The organism is Streptomyces sp. NPDC090083, assembly GCF_044747445.1.
GTDB lineage: Bacteria > Actinomycetota > Actinomycetes > Streptomycetales > Streptomycetaceae > Streptomyces.
The window spans coordinates 36,581-54,379 of record NZ_JBIVED010000005.1 but is presented as its reverse complement, the minus strand read 5'-3'; the positions used below and the strand labels follow the sequence as shown (position 1 = coordinate 54,379).

General features: G+C 72.7%; 14 protein-coding genes. All 14 read left to right on the top strand.

The window, feature by feature from the left end; all coding sequences use genetic code 11:
- Positions 1-12: 12 nt before the first annotated feature.
- From ACIPTO_RS19660 to ACIPTO_RS19595, 14 genes are read left to right on the top strand one after another with little or no spacing between them, the layout of a single operon-like run.
- On the top strand, positions 13-2,118 hold the full coding sequence (locus tag ACIPTO_RS19660; protein ID WP_401193795.1) for a phage tail sheath C-terminal domain-containing protein: 2,106 nt from the start codon (positions 13-15) through the stop codon (positions 2,116-2,118).
- 55 nt (positions 2,119-2,173) lie between these two features.
- On the top strand, positions 2,174-2,644 hold the full coding sequence (locus ACIPTO_RS19655; protein ID WP_261702309.1) for a phage tail protein: 471 nt from the start codon (positions 2,174-2,176) through the stop codon (positions 2,642-2,644).
- 10 nt (positions 2,645-2,654) lie between these two features.
- Positions 2,655-3,449, top strand: a complete 795-nt coding sequence (locus ACIPTO_RS19650; protein ID WP_401193793.1) for a hypothetical protein — start codon at positions 2,655-2,657, stop codon at positions 3,447-3,449.
- Entirely contained in the window at positions 3,446-3,619 is a 174-nt protein-coding gene (locus ACIPTO_RS19645; RefSeq protein ID WP_401193790.1) for a hypothetical protein, read from the top strand. Before ACIPTO_RS19650 ends, ACIPTO_RS19645 begins: the two co-directional genes overlap by 4 nt.
- Positions 3,620-3,647: 28 nt before the next feature.
- Positions 3,648-5,246 (top strand): hypothetical protein, encoded by a 1,599-nt coding sequence (locus tag ACIPTO_RS19640; RefSeq protein ID WP_401193787.1) that lies wholly within the window; start codon positions 3,648-3,650, stop codon positions 5,244-5,246.
- Positions 5,247-5,251: 5 nt separating this feature from the next.
- On the top strand, positions 5,252-7,087 hold the full coding sequence (locus ACIPTO_RS19635) for a hypothetical protein (RefSeq protein ID WP_401193784.1): 1,836 nt from the start codon (positions 5,252-5,254) through the stop codon (positions 7,085-7,087).
- Positions 7,087-8,883, top strand: a complete 1,797-nt coding sequence (locus ACIPTO_RS19630; RefSeq protein ID WP_401193782.1) for a hypothetical protein — start codon at positions 7,087-7,089, stop codon at positions 8,881-8,883. The genes ACIPTO_RS19635 and ACIPTO_RS19630 overlap by 1 nt, the downstream gene beginning before the upstream one ends.
- 8 nt (positions 8,884-8,891) lie before the next feature.
- Entirely contained in the window at positions 8,892-9,641 is a 750-nt protein-coding gene (locus ACIPTO_RS19625; protein WP_401193780.1) for a hypothetical protein, read from the top strand.
- Positions 9,642-9,656: 15 nt separating this feature from the next.
- The gene (locus ACIPTO_RS19620) at positions 9,657-9,974 is read left to right on the top strand and encodes a hypothetical protein (protein WP_401193778.1); all 318 of its coding nucleotides are present in this window, start codon (positions 9,657-9,659) and stop codon (positions 9,972-9,974) included.
- A gap of 1 nt (position 9,975) precedes the next feature.
- Positions 9,976-11,157: a hypothetical protein gene (locus ACIPTO_RS19615; protein ID WP_401193775.1), complete on the top strand. Its 1,182-nt coding sequence runs from the start codon at positions 9,976-9,978 to the stop codon at positions 11,155-11,157.
- 13 nt (positions 11,158-11,170) lie between these two features.
- Positions 11,171-11,809 carry a phage baseplate assembly protein V gene (locus ACIPTO_RS19610; RefSeq protein ID WP_366325821.1) on the top strand — a complete coding sequence of 213 codons (639 nt, stop codon included), beginning with the start codon at positions 11,171-11,173 and terminating at the stop codon, positions 11,807-11,809.
- A 28-nt stretch (positions 11,810-11,837) separates the two neighbouring features.
- Positions 11,838-12,203: a GPW/gp25 family protein gene (locus ACIPTO_RS19605; protein ID WP_352184113.1), complete on the top strand. Its 366-nt coding sequence runs from the start codon at positions 11,838-11,840 to the stop codon at positions 12,201-12,203.
- A gap of 4 nt (positions 12,204-12,207) precedes the next feature.
- Complete coding sequence (locus ACIPTO_RS19600) at positions 12,208-13,812, top strand: baseplate J/gp47 family protein (RefSeq protein ID WP_401193771.1); 1,605 nt, start codon at positions 12,208-12,210, stop codon at positions 13,810-13,812.
- Positions 13,809-17,795 (top strand): hypothetical protein, encoded by a 3,987-nt coding sequence (locus ACIPTO_RS19595; RefSeq protein WP_401193769.1) that lies wholly within the window; start codon positions 13,809-13,811, stop codon positions 17,793-17,795. Before ACIPTO_RS19600 ends, ACIPTO_RS19595 begins: the two co-directional genes overlap by 4 nt.
- The last annotated feature ends 4 nt before the right edge of the window (positions 17,796-17,799 follow it).

Sequence of the window (17,799 nt, the reverse complement as noted above, 5' to 3'; positions counted from 1 at the left end):
GAGAACCCTGCGATGGCCTTCAACATCGGCGTCAACGTCATCGAGACCGACGGCACCGAGGCACCCACGGTCACGGGTGCCGCCGTCTCGGTCGGCGCGTTCAACGTGCTGACCCAGCGCGGCGTACCCAACACACCGGTACGGGTGACCAGTTTCGTGCAGTTCGTCGCCCAGTTCGGCAGCTACTTCACCGGCGGGCTCGGCGCCTACCTGGTGAAGGGGTTCTTCGACAACGGAGGCCAGACCGCCTACGTCAACCGGATCGTCGACCCCACGCTCAGCACCGCCGACGCCGTCGCGAGCCGTACCCTGCCCGACACCGGCGGCACCAACGCCACCCTGCGCGTCGAGGCCGGCTACCGCGGACAGGCCGATCCCGGCGTCTGGGGGCGCGGACTGTTCGTCCAGACCGCGCTGAGCGCCTCGGCGAGCAGCCGGCTGCGCGAGTCCGCACCCGCCACGATCACCGGCACCCCGCTCGCCGCGACCGTCAACATGTCCTCGCCGCCCACCCTGTCCGTCAAGGTGGACGGGGCGAGCACGCCGACCGTGATCACGTTCGTCGGCACCGACTTCGCCAACCCGGCAGCCGCCACCCGGCAGGAGATCCGCGACGCCATCAACCGCAGGACCGGGCTGCTGGTCGCCTCGCTCAGCGGCGGCAACGCGCTGGTGCTCACCTCCACCGGTGAGCGCGCGGCGGTCGGCGGCGGCTGGAGCGGGCTCCAGGTCACCGCGGACGCGGCGGCGCTCGGCCTCACCGCGACGGCCAACCCGGTGCAGGGCACCCCGGTCGCGCTCGGCGCCGGCGGCACCCAACTGGCCAGGCCCGACGGCTTCGACGTGGGCGACGCCCTGATCGTCACCGACGGCACCGCCACCGTCCGGGTCCGGCTGCTGTCCGTCGACCCGGTCGGCGGCGCCGTCACCTGGACACCGGATCTGCCCAACCCGGGCGCGTTCACCGACCTGCACGCGGTCACCGTCTCCACCGCCGAGTTCGACCTGACCGTCGCCCAGGGCGGCGGGGACACCGACCACACCGTCGAGACGTACACCGGACTGTCGATGGAGGCGGGCGTCGCCAACTACGCGCCCACCGTCCTCAACAACCCGCTGTCCGGGTCGCGGTACATCCGCCTGGTCGACGTCGGCACACCGAGCCCGGGAGTCGACCGGCCGGCCGCGACCAACGGCTTCCTCGCCCTCCAGGGCGGCGCCCAGGGCACACCCACCGCCACGCACTTCATCGGCGATCCCGCGGCTCACACCGGGTTCTCCGCCTTCGACCCCTTCGACGTCCAACTGCTGTGCTGCGAGCGCACCGACACCGCGATCGCACAGGCCGCACTCGCCTACTGCGCGGGCCGGGGCGACGCGGTGTTCGTCGGCGCGGTCCCCGAGGGATTCGTGGCCGCCGGCCAGGCCGTCGCCTACGGACAGGGCCTCCAGACCCGGAAGGCCTACGGCGCGCTCTACGGACCGTGGATCGTCGTGCCCGACCCCATCGGCACCGGCACCGCCCCGCAGATCACGCTCCCGCCCGTCGGACACGTGATGGGCGTGTACGCCCGGATCGAGGCGACCCGCGGAATCTGGAAGGCACCGGCCGGCGACGAGGCCAACCTGCTGGGCGTCCTGGACGTGGAGACCCGGCTCTCCGACGCCGACCACACCGATCTCGTGGTCAACGGCGCCGTCAACGGCATCCGGCCGGTGTCCCGGGCCGGGATCGTCGTGGACGCCTCCCGGACGCTCAGCTCCGACCCGCGCTGGCGCTACGTCAACGTGCGGCTGCTGTTCAACTTCGTCGAGAGCAGCCTGCGGACCGGACTGCGCTGGGCACGGCAGGAACCCAACCGCGAATCGCTGTGGAGCGCCGTCAAGTTCGGCACCGTCACCCCGTTCCTGATGGGGCTGCACCGGCTGGGCGCGTTCGGCACCGGCAGCCCGCAGGAGACCTTCACGGTCACCGTCGACGCCACCAACAACCCGCCCGACCAGGTCCAGCAGGGCCTGCTCCAGGTCCAGGTGCTGTTCTACCCGTCCCGGCCGGCCGAGACGATCGTGATCACCGTCGGCCAACAGGCGAGCGGCGCCACGACCAGTGAGGTCTGAACCCACCGGACGGTCCCGTCGGACCGTCCCACCGAAGGGAAAGTGAGGAGCGGTCATGCCCAGGGTCAACGACTTCGACGAGGGATACCGGGCCAACGAGTTCGTCCTCGTCATCGAGGGCGTCGAGAGCCCCAGCGTGAGCAAGGTGTCCGGACTCAGCGAAGGCGAGCTGGACACCATCGAGCAACCGGACGGCGGCAGCGGTCACGTCTACAAACTGGCCGCCGCGAAGATGAAGTTCGAGCCGCTGACCATCGAGCGGCGCGTCGACGGCAGCGCCGACGACAAACGGTTCCTGGACTGGTTCCAGCAGACGTTCCGCCTCAACGCACCACGGCAGGGCGGATCCTCGGTCCGCAAGAACGGAATGATCGTCAAGCGCCACTTCGGCGACGTCGTCCTCCAGTTCGCCTTCTACGGCGCATGGGTCAAGTCGTCCAAGTTCACCGACCTCGAAGCCGGGTCGACCAACCTCTTCCTTCAGACCATCGTGCTGGAGCACGAGGGCCTGGAACGCGTCTCCTAGGAGCCCGCCGATGACCCTCACCGATATCGCGCCCGGCCGGGCCGGCGCCCGCGAACTCGACGTCACCCTCCCGATCGGCTACGTCGACCACGACGGCCAGACGCACCGGCAGGTGACCCTGCGCAAGATGACCGGCCGCGAGGAGGCGCTCCTCGCCGACCCGGCCAACCAGCGCAACGGCGGCCGCCTGGTCACCGCGCTGCTGCACAGCTGCGTCGTGCGGCTCGGTGACCTCCAGCAGGTGCGCCGCGCCGACATCGACGCCATGTACTCGCTGGACCGCAACTTCCTGCTCATCCGGCTGCGCAGCTTCACGTTCGGGCCGGAGCTGCGGGCCGCCTACACCTGCCCGTCCTGCGGTGACCGCTTCGAACAGACCGAGGACCTGGACGCGCTGCCGGTGCGTCCGCTCCCCGACGGGGAACCGCCGCAGGACGTGGTCGTGGAGCTCCTCGACGGATACGTCGACCGCGACGGCTCGGTGCACACCGCGATGACCCTGCGGCTGGCCCGCGGCGACGACGAGGCCGCGGCGGCGCCGCAGTTGCGCAAGAACGCCTCGCTGGGCAAGAACGCGCTGCTCTCGCGCTGCCTGCGCTCGCTCGGTGATCTGCCCTCGCACCGGCTGGAGGCGCTGGGACCGAAGATCCTGGCCGATCTCACCCTGACCGACCGGCGGTTGATCGACCGCGCCTTCAACGACGGCGCACCCGGCATCGACCTGATCCGCGAGCTGGACTGCCCGGCCTGCGGTCACGAGATGCGGGCCACCTTGGACATGACGAATTTTTTAGTTCTGGAGTGAGTCTCGACCAGCTCCGCCGGGAGGTCTTCTTTCTCGGCTACCACCTGCACTGGTCCTACGGCGAGCTAATGGACATGGCCACCGGGGACCGGCGCGAGTTCGTCGATCTGCTCGTCGAACAGATCCAGCGGGAGAACGCCCAGGTGGAGGCGGCCCGCGACCGCGGCTGACCAGCCGACCGAGGGGAGGGCCGACGCCATGCCGGTGATGATGCTGCTGCGCGGCCTGACCGCGTCGCTGCGCGCGACGGTCCGCACCCTGACGCCGTGGCTGGAGATCGTCGACCACGAGTCGGCGGTCGTCGAACGGGCGCGGGCCGCGTTCCTCGTGCACTGGTGGGGGTTCGAGACCCCTCTCACCCGGCTCAACCTCAGCGGGTACATCGTCAACATCGCCGAGCTGGACCGGCAATTCCTCGCCGCCCAGGGCTCGGTGCCGGTGAGCCAGGGGGGCCCGAACGCGGCGGGGGCGCTGCTCGGATTCGTCGGCAAGGTCGTCGGCATGGCGCTCGACCCGCTGTACGCGCTGGCCGGGGTCTATCTGGTGACGCGGTTCACCGAGTTCAGCTGGAAGACACTGATCCTCTCGGTGCTGTGGCGGCTGGCCCCGTTCGTGCTGACTGTCGGCCTGGTGGTCGCGCCGGTCGGCACCGGCGTCCTCGTCGGGGGCGGACTGGCCGCAGCGGGCTTCGGCTATGGCCTGCTCGTGGCACTCGGCGACCGCCGTGACGTACGTGCCGCCTACGAGCTGTTCGGGTCTCTGACCCGGCTGTTCATCGCCGCCCGCGAGCTGATCGGCCAGGTGCTCGGCGACCGGATGCGCAACCCGCTCACCGCGGGTCTGGTGATCGCCGGGGCGCAGCTCGCGCGGCTGCTCGGCCAGGCACTGGGCGCCGTGGCCTTCCTCGTCGTCCGGGCAGGGCCGGCGCTCGCACCCGTCGCGGCCCTCCTGAACGGCCTCGCCACGCTCGCCGGCACGGCCGCCACCGCGATCACCGCGGTCGTCTCCGACACGACGTCCTACGCCGACGAAGCGCTCTCGGCCGGACGGCTCCTCGCCCGGGTGACCGGCGTCCTGCGTACCCAACTCACCACGGCGGGCAAGGCGTTCGCGGGCGGCCTCGGTGTCCTGGAGTCCGCGCTGTCGACGCTGGGCGGCAAACTCGCCGTAGGCACGCTGCCCACCGAACTCCACACGTTCGTGGGGGAGTTGGTGAGCGGCCACCCGACCGTCCGGGTCCTCACCGCGCTCCGCGCCGAACTCGGCGTTTTCACGGCCGCCGTGGCCGAGGCCCCGGAGAAGCCCGACGAGCCGTCGACCGGACCGAGCGCGCTCGCACCGCTGTTCGCCGCGCTGCCCGAACTGCCGTCCGTCTCCGCCACCTTCACCTTCCCCGTGCCACCCGCCCTGCCCCACATCACGGTGGCGCCTCCCGCCCCCGTGGCCGTACCGCCGCTCGTGACCCCGGTCCCGACGGTCCCGGTGCCGACTGTGACCGGCCCGAAGGTGCCCGAGCTGCCCCGCCTCCTGAGCGCGCCGGTCGATCCCGCGCCGCTGATCGCGATCGTCGACCATTTGCTGCCGCCCGTGCTGCGCGGCCCGCTGCGCGAGAAGCTCGACGAACTGCTGACCCGGTTCCCGGTCGCCGAACTGCCGCCGAGCGATGTGCTCCGGCCGGTCGTGCACACACTGCGCCTGCGGGTCCCCGACGCCGACCCGGACGACGTACGCCGCTTCCAGGACGGACTCCTGGCCCGGCTGCGTGACCAGCCCTACCTCACCGGCGCGGGCGGGTGACGACGATGCCGATCGACTTCGCCGCGGCCGCCGCCCGGTTCGCCCCGGCCTTCGCCTCCCAGGAACACGCCCTGCGCGTCGCCCGCCGGGCCGTACGCCCCGTGCTGGAACGCCGACTGCTGGCCGGACGGCAGGCCGACCGCGCGACCGTACGCTTCCCGGCGCTCCGGTTCGTCGACGGCGCCGTGACCCTGCGCGTCGTACCGGCGCAGCGCCGGACGCTCACCAGGACCGCGCCCGTACCGAGCCTGGCGGACGCAGGTCTCGCGTTCCTCGCCGGACTGACCCGGCCGCTGCGACTCGACGAGGCCGAGGCGATACCCGGTCTGCTGGACCAACTCCTGTCCGTCGCCGCCGCGTTGGACACCTCGGTGTCCGCGGCGGCCCCGAAGCCGGCCATGTTCGACAGCTCGGACCTCGTCGGAGTCGCGGTACTGGCGTTGCGGGCCCTCTCCGAGGCCAGTGCCAGGGGCGGTGAGATCGACCGGTTCGCCGCCCAGCTCAAGCCTTTCGTGCCCGTTCCGCGGACCGAGACGTCCCCGATTCCCGCGACACCACCGTCCCCCGCCCTGGACGGCATCGCGACGGGCATCGCCACCGGTGTCGCGTTCGTCGTGCTGTTGCCCGCCGCGGCCGAATCCCTGCTCGGCATCGTCGGCAGGGCGACCCGGCGCGGGCTTCAGCAGCAGCTCCAGGACGTGCTCGACCTCAGGCGCCATGCGCTGGGCACCGCCTTCGCGGGCTTCGCCGGACTGACCGGCACCACGACCCGGACGGCCCGGGGGGTCGCCGGACTGCTCGGCGCGCACCTCGACTTCACGGTGCGCTTCTGGCAGGCGTTCGGCTCCGCCCTCGGCGTCGGCATCCGTGACTTCCTCGGCGCACTCGGTCACTCCCTGCGCGGTGTGGTCCGGTTCCTGCGCGTGGCGCTGTTCGTCGTCACCACCGCGTTCGACTTCAACCTGGCCCGCCTGATCCCCAAGATCGGCGACACGGCGGTCACCGACGTGCTCGCCTTCTCGCTCAACGACCTCCTCGACGAACCGGGCACCGGACTCAACCAGGCCCTGTACGGCACCCTTTCGGACATTCTGGAGTGGGTCGGGAAAAAGGTGCGCCGCAGCCCCCTGCGGCTGTGGCCCTACGCGAACCGTCAACTCCGCCGCGCCCGGCGGCTGTTGGACGCGCTGTTCGACACGCACGGCCCGATCCGCATGCTCCTGCCCGCGTTTCCCGAAGCCCCGCCCCTCGCCTTCCACTCCGACTTCCCCCGCCTGCTCGACCCGGCCCTCGCTCCCGCCCTGACCGGCGCGGTCGATGCCCTCGGCGACGGGCTGCGCACCGCCGTCCGGACCGCACTCACCAGCACCGCCACCGGTCTGGACGGCCTGGCCGACGCGAGCCTCGCCGCCGAGCGCGACGCCGGCCGGCTGCCCGGACTGGACGCGGTCGGCGACCGCTCCGCCGCACTCGCCGACCGCCTGTTCGGCGACGAGATCCGCCGGCAGAGCGCGGCCCCGCCCCCCGACCAGCTGGCGCGGATCTTCGAGTCGTGGCTGGCGGACGGCGGATTCGTGGTGGTCGGCGCCGTCGTCGACGGATACGTCGGCGCACTGGTCGGGCGCGCGGGCGAACCGCCGCCCACCTCGCCCCGGATCCTGCGCCGGGCCGCGCTCGGCCGGGTCGTCCTGCCCCGGCTCACCCTGCGCGTCCGCGCCGGCCGCGCACTCGACGAGAGCCTCGCCGACGCGGTGGCCGCCGCCTTCGCGGGCGCCGTCCGCGACGCCTTCCGCACCGGTGAACGACGGCTGCGCATTCTCACCGAGGGGGTGCGGGTCTGATGGACGAGACCGGCGAACTCATCACCCAGCTCGGCCTGTTGCTCACCCAGACCCGGTTCGGACGCCGCGCCCTGGAGGACATCGAACGCGCCACCTCCACCTACGGCACCTTCGCCTTCACCTCCGTCATCACCGCCGGACCCGCCTTCGGCGCTCCCCCCATGGTCGACGGCGCCCTCAAGGTGTACGTCGTCAACATCAACGACCTCGCGCCGGGCGGCGGGTTCGGCGACTTCCTCTCCGGACTGCTCGGGGGCATCGGCGGGTTCGTCGGCAACCTGATCGGCGGCGCCGCCGGCGGCGCCGTCTCACAGTTCCGCCTGGTGTGGTCGCTCCAGGACCTCGCGAAACTGGCCGAGCACATCGACCACATCCTCACCGTGATCGGCGGCCCCGCGGTCACGCCCGGGGCCACGCCCGGACCGCAGGCCACGGCTCCCACCACTCCGGCGACCGGCCTCCTCGCCCAGCTCGACGGCATCAGGACCGCCGTCGACTCGCTCACCGGACTGTTCCGGGCCGGCGGCAGCACACCCGTGGGACCACAGCCCGTCGTCGATCAACTGGGCAGCGCCACAACGGCGTTGAACTCCGTCGCGAAGGTCGTCGACGGCCTCGTCCTCGCCCTGCCCATCGCTGTCGGCACGTTCGCGGTACTGATCAGCCGGCTGGGTGACATCCGGCTCGGATTCGCCGAGACACTCCGCTTCGGACTGCGGGTCGTCCTGCTGCTGCGCGGCGCCCTGCTGGTCCTCGCGCTCGACACGGCGGTCGTCGTGGCCCGCGTCGGCGCCGCCGTCGTAGGCGTCCTCGCCTCCACCGTGGACGGGATCATCGGAGGCGTCCTCGACGGCGTCCGGCAGGCGCTCCTCGCGGTGCTGCGGATCGGCGCCGTACTGGGCGACGCGGTCAGGGCCACCGTGGACGGACTGCTCAACTGGCTGATCCCCACGATCGACGCGGTCCTGCGCAACCTCGGCGACCTGAGGGCGTTCCGGCTCGTCACCCATCTGGTGCGGATCCTGCCCGCGGTGCTCCCGCTGGTCTTCGAGCTGAAGACCGACACCCGGATCTCCGCCGAGCAGCAGGGCGCGCTCACCGACGCGGCCAAGCTCGGCATGGTGTCCGCCTCGTTCGACAACGGCGGCCAGGTGGCCGTGCGGCCCGCGCCGCCGAACTTCGGCGCGGCCTTCTCCGACAAGGCGTTCATCCAGAACCTGACCGACTCGCTCGGCCAGGTCCGCAAGGCCGGCACGGACGCGATCGCCCTCGGCGGCGGACAGCTCTCCGACGGACTGCGCACCGTCGGCTCCACCCTGGAGGCCGCCGCGCGGACCGCGACCCAGCAGTCCGACGCACGGCTCGGCCGCGCCCTGGACGAGGTCAGCACCCAGTCGGCGCGGCTGGCCGACCGGCTCGTCGTCGGCGAGGCAGCCACCCCGCAGACCGGCCTCACGGCGGTCGCCAACGCCTACGAGTCCTGGCTGACCCACGGCGGACTCGACGGCCTGCTGTCCTCCATCACCGGTCACTTCGCGAGCCCGGCCGGCCAGGACGGCATCCCGCGCAGGGCAGCCGAGTCGGCGGGCCGGACCCGGGCCACCATCCAGATCGACGAGGTGGTCGTCGACGTGGACAGCGCCGCCCCCGGACCGCTCGCGCTGCCGCCGGTCACCTGGACCACCACCGAACCCGCCCCGTCCACGAGCCCGTCCGACGACATCGAACGGCACGCCCGGATGTGGTTCGACTACGACCAGCGCGGCGGCGGCAGCCGACTGCCCCACCCGATCTAGGAGTCGCCATGGCACGCACCGCCGGCTACCTCGCCAACCTCATCGCCGTACCTCCGCTGATCTTCCGGTTCCAGTTCAACCCCGAACTGCTCTCGGAGAAGAAGAGCTTCGCCTACCGGGAGACCACCAGCCTCGGCAACTGGGCCTTCGACCAGACCAAGGCGTCCAAGGGCTTCGGGAACATCAGCGGGATCGCCACCGACCTGAAGGAGATCGGCAGTTCACTGGTCGGGACCAAGGCGCTGGAGGCCGACTTCGGCAAACCCCGCTCGTTCGCCCTGGACTTCGCCCTCGACGCCCGGTCCCTCCCCGACATCCCGGCCCAGCAGGGCGGGGACGGCTCGGCGACGGACGACGCGCGGTTCGGCGGCCGGATCGAGCCCAGCCTCGCGGTCCTCCGCTCGTTCATCAACCCGGCCTGGGACCCCGTCAACGACGTACTCGCCTGGTTCAGCGGCGCCAAGACGTTCTGCCCGCCCGCCCAGCCACCGGTGTGCACGCTCAAGCTCGGCGGCATCGACCTCGACTGTGTGATGACCGACCTCAACATCAAGATCACCAAGTTCAAGCCCGACCTCACACCGGAACGCGCCGAGGTCAGCCTGACCCTCAACGAACAGACCGCGTCCATCACCACCAGCCTCGACGTGCTCGACCGGCTGGTCGAGGTCGGCAAGTCCTACGGCCAGCTCGACCTCCAGGACTGGGTGCAGGCCGTGCCCGGCGCCGGCCTGGTCCAGAACATCTTCGAACTCTGAAGGGAGCCCACGACCATGTCCGTCTCGATCAGCTCGCGCTACCAACAGGCCGCGGTGTACCCGGCCGTCGACGCCACCGGCACCTCCCGGCCCACCGTCGCGATCCGCCGCTACGCACCGCCCGCCGCCGACGCCGTCGACTACGAACACCGGGTCACCGGCGTCGAGGACATCGAGTACCTGTCCTGGCGCTACTTCGGCGACAGCCAGGTGTGGTGGCGCATCGCCGACGCCAACCCGGTCGCGTTCCCGCTCGACCTGCGGCCCGGCGCCGCCCTCGCGGTGCCGGCCTCCCAGGACGTCGGCCTGGTCAGCAGGGACCGGGTGTTCTGAGATGTCCCTGGCGACCCCGCCCCCGACGGGCGGCGACAACCGGCCCGCGTTCGCGACCGTGCAGGTCGGCACAGGCCCGGACGACCTGGGCGATGTCACCGTGCCGGTGCGCTCGGTCGCCGTCGAGGACCACGACCGCCTCACCGACGAGGCGAAGGTGGTCTTCGACGACCCCACCGGCGTCCTCGCGCACGCCTCGTTCGAGGGCCTCGTCATCCGCCTCACCCTCGGCCGGCGGATGCAGCACGCGGCGCTCTTCGAAGGCGTCGTCGTCAGCACCCAGGTCCTGGCGGGCCCCGAGGGCCAGCGCGTGGAACTGACCGCCCGGGACTACAGCCACCGGCTCGCCCAGACCCCGTTCGACCCGCAGACCTGGAACACCGGCGAACCACTCAGCGCCCTGCTCACCAAACTGGTCACCGCCTCCGGCACCGGCATCACGGTGGGCACGATCGCACCGGTCGACGACACCGCGCCCGACGCCCGCAACGCCGGACGCTATGTCGCCACCTCCGTCTGGGAGTTCATCCTCGACCAGGCCCGCAGCCAGGGCTGTCTCGCCTTCGTCGAACTCACCGACAAGCTGAAGTCCGAGTTCTCCTTCCGCTCCGTCGAGTCCATCGCCCAGACCGAACCGGTCGGCACCCTGCGCTACTGCCGGGTGGGCAGCGACCTCGTCACCTTCGCCTACGAGCGGATCGGCTCCGGTGCCCTCCCGGCCCGCTCGGCCAGCACCGTCGACCCCGACACCGGCCACCTCGTCGACCAGCCGGCGCCCGTCACCCCACCCCGGCCCCCGCTCGCCGCACCCCAGCCCGCCCGCGACCCCACCCTCACCGACCCGATGCGCGCGGCGATCACCGCACTCACCGGCAAGGCCGCCGCCGCACAGGCCCAGCTCACCGCCCCGGCCGAACGCGTCGTCGGCAAGGCCGCCGGCACCGCCCGGGACGCGAGGAACCGCGTGGTCACGGACCCGACCCGCATCGTCGGGATGAGCGGCCGAGGCAAGGCCGTGGGGAACGTCCTGCTGCGCGCGAAGGCGATGCTGCGGATCACCGGACTCGCGCCCTGGGCCGAGGGGGCCTGGTACCTGACCAAGGTCAACCACGTGTACACCCGCGACCTGGTCGGCGACCGCCAGGAGTCCAGCTACTTCACCCACATCACCGCGACCCGCTGAGCGGAGACCCGACATGCTGTCCGACGAACTCACCCGGCACACCGGCAACTTCTACGGCAAGTACCGCGGCATCGTGAAGGACAACGCCGACGACGGCAAGCGCGGCCGGCTCCAGGTGCTCGTCCCGGACATCTTCGGACCGGACGCCCTCGTCACCGCCGAGCCCTGCTTCCCGCACGGACACTTCTTCGTACCGCCCAACGAAGCCAACGTATGGGTGGAGTTCGCGGCCGGCGACACCCGGGCCCCGATCTGGGTGGGCGTCTGGTACCCGGCGGACGCCGTCCCGCCCGAGGCACAGGTCACCCCGCCCGAACACCAGGTCATCAGGACCGCCGCCGGGCACACCGTCGACCTCACCGACACCGCCGGCGGGGAACGCGTCCTCGTCCGGCACGGCGGCGGCTCCTTCGTCTCGATCGAGTCGGACGGCAGCGTCCACATCAGAGCCGACCACATCGTGCTCGACGGATCCAAGGTCGAGGTGGGCAGCGGCGCGAGCGAACCCACCCTCCTCGGCAACGGCTTCAGCCAGCTCTGGAGCCAGCTCCTCAGCCATGTCCACGGACCGCCCGGCTCACCGTCGCCCCAGCTCGCACCGCTCGTCCTCCAGCCCGGTGTGCACCTCAGCCAGTCCGCCGTCGTGAAGTGAAGCGAAGAAAGCGAAGAAGGAGATTCCCATGGCCGACGCCCGCGGAGCGGCGTTCCCGTTCCGGATCGACCCGCACTCCGGCGGCATCGCCTGGACCGAGGGCACCCAGAAGATCCGCGACGATCTGCGGATCCTGCTCGGCACCCGGCTCGGCGAGCGGCCCATGCTGCGCGACTTCGGCACCCGGGTGCACACTCTGGTCCACGAACCCGACGACGACGTCACCGCCGACCTGCTGCGCAAGCAGGCCCACGAAGCGGTCGTCCGCTGGGAGCGGCGCGTCGTCGTCACCCGCGCCCGGCTGTCCCGGTCCGACGGCGAACTGCGGCTGACGCTGAGCTACGTGCACAGCGACAAGCCCGTGTCCGCCGAGATGATCGTCCCCCTGGTGTAGGACGATGACGACACCGGCGCCCGCGATCGACTACACCGACAAGGACTTCGCGTCCCTGCGCACGGCGATGCTCCGGCTGGCCCAGCAGCGCCTGCCCGAATGGACCGACCAGAGCCCGGCCGACCTCGGCATGCTGCTGGTCGACCTGTTCGCCTACGTCGGCGACATCATGCTCTATTACCAGGACCGCATCGCCAGCGAACTGTTCCCCGGCACCGCCACCGAGCGGGCCAGCATCGTCGACCTGCTGCGGCTGATCGGCTACGAACTCACCCCGGCCGCACCGGCGATGGCCGACCTGCTGCTCACGTTCCCGCGCCCGGCCGGCCCGCGCACGGTGACCGTCCCGAGCGGCGCCCAGTTCGCGGCCCGGCCACCGGGCGCCGCCGCGATCGAGTTCACCTACCTCGGTCCCGACCTGGACCTGGTGCTGCTCTCCGACCAACTGCGCCCGGGCACCGGACCGGACGGCAGACCGGTGGTGACCTACGACGGACTCCCCGTCGAGCAGAGCCGCGCCGTCGGGCCGGTCCTGATCGGCTCGTCCACCGGCGAGGACAGCCAGTCCTTCGCGCTGCCCGACGCGTCCGTGGTCGTCTCGTCCGTGGTCGTCGAGGTCAACGAGGGCGCGGGCTGGGTGACATGGGACCGCCGCGACAGTCTCCTCTTCGACATCGCCGCGGACGGCCGCGCGGTGTTCTCGCACCCCGAGGCCCGCTACTACCAACTGCTCTTCGACGCCGACGGGATCGGCCACGCCGTGTTCGGCGCGGGCCGGGTACCACCGGCCGGCCTCAACAACGTCCGTGCCTCCTACCGCGTCTGCCAGGGCACCGCGGGAAACCTCGCCGCCGGTACCGTCACCACCGCCCTCACCACCATCGACACCCTCCAGTCCGTGACGAACCGGGCCGCGGCGGGCGGCGGCAGCGACGCCGAACGCTCCGACCACGCCGCGCGCTACGCGCCCTTCGCGTTCCGGTCGACCAATCGCGCAGTCACCGCCGGCGACTACGAAGCACTCGCCCACAGCACCGGCACGGTCGCCAAGGTCCGGGCCCGCAGCGTCTCCTGGAACCAGATCGACCTCTTCGTCGCCCCCGCCGGGGACACCCTCGTCCCGGTACCGGAGGCGCTGCGCAACCGGCTCGTCGGCTACTTCGAGGACAAGCGGATGGCCGGCTGCCTGGTCCGGGTACTGGACGCGCAGCCCGTCGCCGTCGACATCGGCGTCGAACTCCTCGTCGACGAGCGGTTCGTCACCGACGCGGTGGCCGGGCAGGTGGAGGCCGCGATCACCGCCCTGCTGTCGTTCGCCCGCGTCGACTTCGGTCAGTCCCTGTTCCAGAGCGAGGTGTTCGCCGCCGCCGAGTCCGTCCCCGGCGTCCTCGCGGCGACCGTCACCGGGCTGCGCCGGCACGACCGGCCCGCACCCGACGTCGACGCCGAACTCGCCCGCCACAACCTGCCGCCGCTCGCCGAACTGCCCGCCTTCCTCCGCGACGCCGTCACCCTCGACGTCGCCGCCGACGGCCGCATCGACGTCGGCGAGTTCGAGATCGCCGTCCTCGGCACCCTCGACGTGACGGTACGGACGACCCTGCCATGAGAATCGACACGTTCACCGCAAGCGCCGACCTGATCGGCCGCCGGATCTGGGTCCGCTGGGCCTTCACGCCCGACACCGGCGAGACCGTGCTCGACGCACCACCGGTCACCGTCCGGCGCAAGACCCGCGACTTCGCCTTCCCGGACACCGGCGCCCCCTGGGTGCTCTACGACAGCTCCGCGTTCCCGCCCGCCCCGGTGCCCGGCGCGCTCACCGTGACCGACCTGCCGGACCGCGACACGTCCACCGGCGCCGGGCGGCTCCGGGAGCGGACCGTCACCGTGACCGAGACGGCGACCGCCGTGTCCCGGGAGGTGCTCCGGCTCGTCACCCGCACCGTCTTCGGCGCCGACCGCGCCGTACTGCGCCTCGAAGTCGACCTCCTCGACGTGGGCGGCGTCGGCGGCGAACTGGACGCCGGCACGCCCTACTACTACGAACTGGACAGCCCGGCCCTGGCCCGTCCGATGCGGGCCGTCGCCACCCCGGGCGACGTGCACGGCGCGCACCGCACCCTGTACGAGCTGATCCCCGAGGTGTACCGGCGCCACGACACCGTCACCCGGACGCCCGACGCCGGCACCGGCCTGCTGCCCGAAGCCGGCGTGGGCGGCGGGCAGTTGAGGCGCTTCGTGGACGTCTACGGTGCCGCCGTCGACACGATCCGCAGCTCCGCCGACAACCTGCGCGGACTGCGCGCCGTGTCCGACGTCGACAGCCGGTTCCTGCCGCTGCTGTCGCAGTGGGTCGGCTGGGACCTCACCGCCGACACCGATCTGGCCCGCCAGCGCAACGAGATCCGCACCGCCCCGAGGCTCTACGACGCGGTCGGCACCGTGCCCGGACTGCGCAGCCTCGTGGACTTCTACACCGGCTGGTCGACGCGCGTCGCCGAGTTCTCCCAGCACGTCACCCGCGCCGGGATCGCACCGCAGCGCAACCTCTTCGCCGCCATCTCGCGCGACGGGCAGTGGTGGGGCGCCGACGAGGCGTCCGCCGTCCTCGGCCTCACCGCACCGCACGACATCGCGACCGGCTCCGCCACGACCCAGGCCGTACTGACCGGCGCGGCCACCGAACCCTTCGCACTGCGCGCCGGGACGACCGTCACCATCGCGCCGGACGGCGGACTGCCGGTCACCATCACCTTCGGTCCTGCGGACTTCGCCGACCTCGGCGCGGCGACCGCCGCCGAGGTCGCGGCGATCGTCAACCGGGACATCGGCGAACTGCGCGCGGACACGGTCGGTGGCGCGGTGCGGCTGATCTCCCGGCTCACCGGCGAGGCGTCCCGGATCGAGGTGCGCACCGCGACCGCCGGGCTGGTCTCGCTGGACGGCGCGGCCCGCGGCCGGCTCGCCACCGTCACCGACGCGACGGGCAGGCTGTGGCTGGCGCACGCCTCCACCGTCGGCGCCGGCGGTGTCGTCCCCCGGCTGCATCTCAAGGCCTACTTCCGGGGTGCCTGGGCCGACACGCGGGTGGTCGAGGCCCAGCCGGTCGCCCCGCAGGCCGATCCGGCGCCGGTCGCGCTGCCGGACGGACGGCTCGGCCTGGCCTGGGTCGAGCACCCCGACACCGGTGCCGCGCGGCTGCGCTGGCGGCTGGCCACCCCGGCCGCACCCACCCCGGCCCGGCTGCGCGGCGACACGCAGGCACCGTACGCGCTGACCGCCGGCACGGTGCTCACCCTCACCGGGTTCGGCGCCACCGAACAGTTCACCGTACGGGCCGCCGACTACGCCGACCCCTCCGCGGCCCGCGCCGACGAGGTCACCGCCGCGTTCAACGCCCAACTCACCGGCGTCACCGCCTCCGTGGCCGGGGACGGCTCCCTGGCACTGGCCACCACCGCGAGCGGACCGGGCATCGCCCTGCGCGCCGACCTGGCCGCCTCGACCGCGGCCCGGGCCCTGGGCTTCGGCGACCGCGCGCTGACCGGACGGGGCGACTGGCAGCCCGACATCGACTGGGCCCCGGCCACCGACATCCCCGCGATACCGGCCGGCCGGCACACCGACTGCACCGCCGTACTCGACCCGGAGGGCGCGGTCCGGCTGTGCTGGGCGAGCCGCACCGACGGCTGGCAGCTGTACCGGCTGCGGTGGGACGGCCGGATCCGGCTGGCGACCACGAACGGGGTACGGGTCCTGACCGGGGACGGCGCGCTCACCCCGCTCACCGGGCTGCCGTCGACGGACGTACGCGGCATCGCGGTCGACGCCGACGGGTCGAGCTGGTTCGCCACCGCCGCCGGGGGCGCGGTACGCCGGCCGGACGGCACGACGACCGTGTTCACGCCCGGCAACACCGGTGGAAGCCTTGCCACCACCGATGTGCGGACCGTCGCCGTCGACCCGTCCGGCACCGCATGGTTCGGTCACGGCGCGGGCGCCGCCGCCCGCGCCGTGGACGGCACCTGGCAGACCGTCACGGCGACGGCGGGCGGCCTCGTGAGCGACGACGTCCGGCACATCGCCGCCGACGCGACCGGTGCCGTGTGGTTCGCCACCGGCGGGGGCCTGTCCCGCCTCGACCCGGCGGGCACCTGGACCACCTTCCTCACCGGCACCGAGACCAGGCACGCGGCACCCGCACAGGACGGTTCCCTGTGGACCGCGCTCGCCCAGGGCGTCGCCCGCGTCGGCGCCGACGCGTCGGTCCGCACCGTGGACCTCGGCGCCGACGTACGGCAGGTCGCGCCCGCGCCCCCGGCGCCGAACCCCCAGCCTCAGCCGGACGACGGGGGAGTGGTGTGGGCCGCCACGGCCGCCGGGCCGGCCGAGATCCGGTCGGTGCGCGACATCCGCGTGCACACCCCCGCCGAAGGACTGCCCAGCGCCGACTGCCGGACGGTCCTCGTCGACCAGGGCACCGTCTGGGCCGGCACCGCCGCCGGACTCTCCTTCCTGGACGGTTCGGGAGCGTGGCGGACCGTGTCCGGATCGACCACCCCGGTCCTCGCACTGAGCGGCTCCTGGTCCGCGCCGGCCCGCTTCGCCACCGACGGCCCCGGCGAACGCGACCCGCACCTCACGGCCGACGGCGACCGGCTCTGGCTGACCTCGGCCGTCCGGCAGGCCCACGCCGACCAGGACGACCGGTGGCGCATCGTCGTACGGCATCTCGACTTCCCGTCCGCCGGCTGGTCGGCGCCGTCCGACGTCACCGACGCGACCGCCACCGACCGGGAACCGGCCCTCGTCCCGCTGCCGGGCGGCGCGGCGCGCGTCCACTTCCGCTCCGACCGCGGAGGCGGCCCCCGCCTGTGGTCCGCCGACCTCGACACCGCGGGCAGCCCGGCGCCGCCCGTGGCCGTCACCGGCGGACTCGCGTCGGACACGAACCCCGCCCCGGTCACCTTTCCCGACGGCGCGACCTGGCTGCTCTTCCGCAGCGACCGCAACGTCGCGCTCGGCCGGCTCGGCGGCGGAGTGCCCGGCCCCGGCCCGGACCAGTCCAGCCGGCGCGCGCCCGAGGAGGCGTCCGTGCGCCGGTTCGCCGGCACCGTCACCGCGACCCTCGCCGACCTCGACCGCAACCGCGGCACCCGGCAGTTCGGCGACCTGCTCGGCTACACCCCGCAACGCCCCGACGGCGGCGCACTCGCCGCCGACGAGGTCTACACGCCGTCCACCATCGGGCTCTACGTCGAACGCGGGCCCACCGGACGGCCGCTCGTCCAGCGCGACGCCGACCGCCTGCGCCAACTCCTGGAGCGGTTCCTGCCGGTCAACCTCCGTGCCGTCGTGGTGCTCGGCTCAGGACCCCTGGAGGAGCTGCTCTTCCCGGCGGGACACGAACTCGCCGACGCGTTCAACGACGACTACCCGCTCGCCGAAGTGCTCCGCATCGCCGAGGAGACCGGCGTCGACCTGCCCGGCTGGCAGGTGTTCCTGTCCACCGACGGTACGAGCGTCACCGTCGACCCCACCCAGCCCACCACCCTGCGCCGACGCAGCTGGTGGCCACCGTTCCGCTAGGAGG

Excerpts from the sequence above, each read along its gene's own strand:
- ACIPTO_RS19625 (WP_401193780.1), top strand. The coding sequence starts at position 8,892 with ATGGCACGCACCGCCGGCTACCTCGCCAACCTCATCGCCGTACCTCCG.
- ACIPTO_RS19660 (WP_401193795.1), top strand. The coding sequence starts at position 13 with ATGGCCTTCAACATCGGCGTCAACGTCATCGAGACCGACGGCACCGAG.
- ACIPTO_RS19620 (WP_401193778.1), top strand. The coding sequence starts at position 9,657 with ATGTCCGTCTCGATCAGCTCGCGCTACCAACAGGCCGCGGTGTACCCG.
- ACIPTO_RS19650 (WP_401193793.1), top strand. The coding sequence starts at position 2,655 with ATGACCCTCACCGATATCGCGCCCGGCCGGGCCGGCGCCCGCGAACTC.
- ACIPTO_RS19615 (WP_401193775.1), top strand. The coding sequence starts at position 9,976 with ATGTCCCTGGCGACCCCGCCCCCGACGGGCGGCGACAACCGGCCCGCG.
- ACIPTO_RS19655 (WP_261702309.1), top strand. The coding sequence starts at position 2,174 with ATGCCCAGGGTCAACGACTTCGACGAGGGATACCGGGCCAACGAGTTC.
- ACIPTO_RS19605 (WP_352184113.1), top strand. The coding sequence starts at position 11,838 with ATGGCCGACGCCCGCGGAGCGGCGTTCCCGTTCCGGATCGACCCGCAC.
- ACIPTO_RS19640 (WP_401193787.1), top strand. The coding sequence starts at position 3,648 with ATGCCGGTGATGATGCTGCTGCGCGGCCTGACCGCGTCGCTGCGCGCG.
- ACIPTO_RS19600 (WP_401193771.1), top strand. The coding sequence starts at position 12,208 with ATGACGACACCGGCGCCCGCGATCGACTACACCGACAAGGACTTCGCG.
- ACIPTO_RS19635 (WP_401193784.1), top strand. The coding sequence starts at position 5,252 with ATGCCGATCGACTTCGCCGCGGCCGCCGCCCGGTTCGCCCCGGCCTTC.
- ACIPTO_RS19630 (WP_401193782.1), top strand. The coding sequence starts at position 7,087 with ATGGACGAGACCGGCGAACTCATCACCCAGCTCGGCCTGTTGCTCACC.
- ACIPTO_RS19610 (WP_366325821.1), top strand. The coding sequence starts at position 11,171 with ATGCTGTCCGACGAACTCACCCGGCACACCGGCAACTTCTACGGCAAG.
- ACIPTO_RS19595 (WP_401193769.1), top strand. The coding sequence starts at position 13,809 with ATGAGAATCGACACGTTCACCGCAAGCGCCGACCTGATCGGCCGCCGG.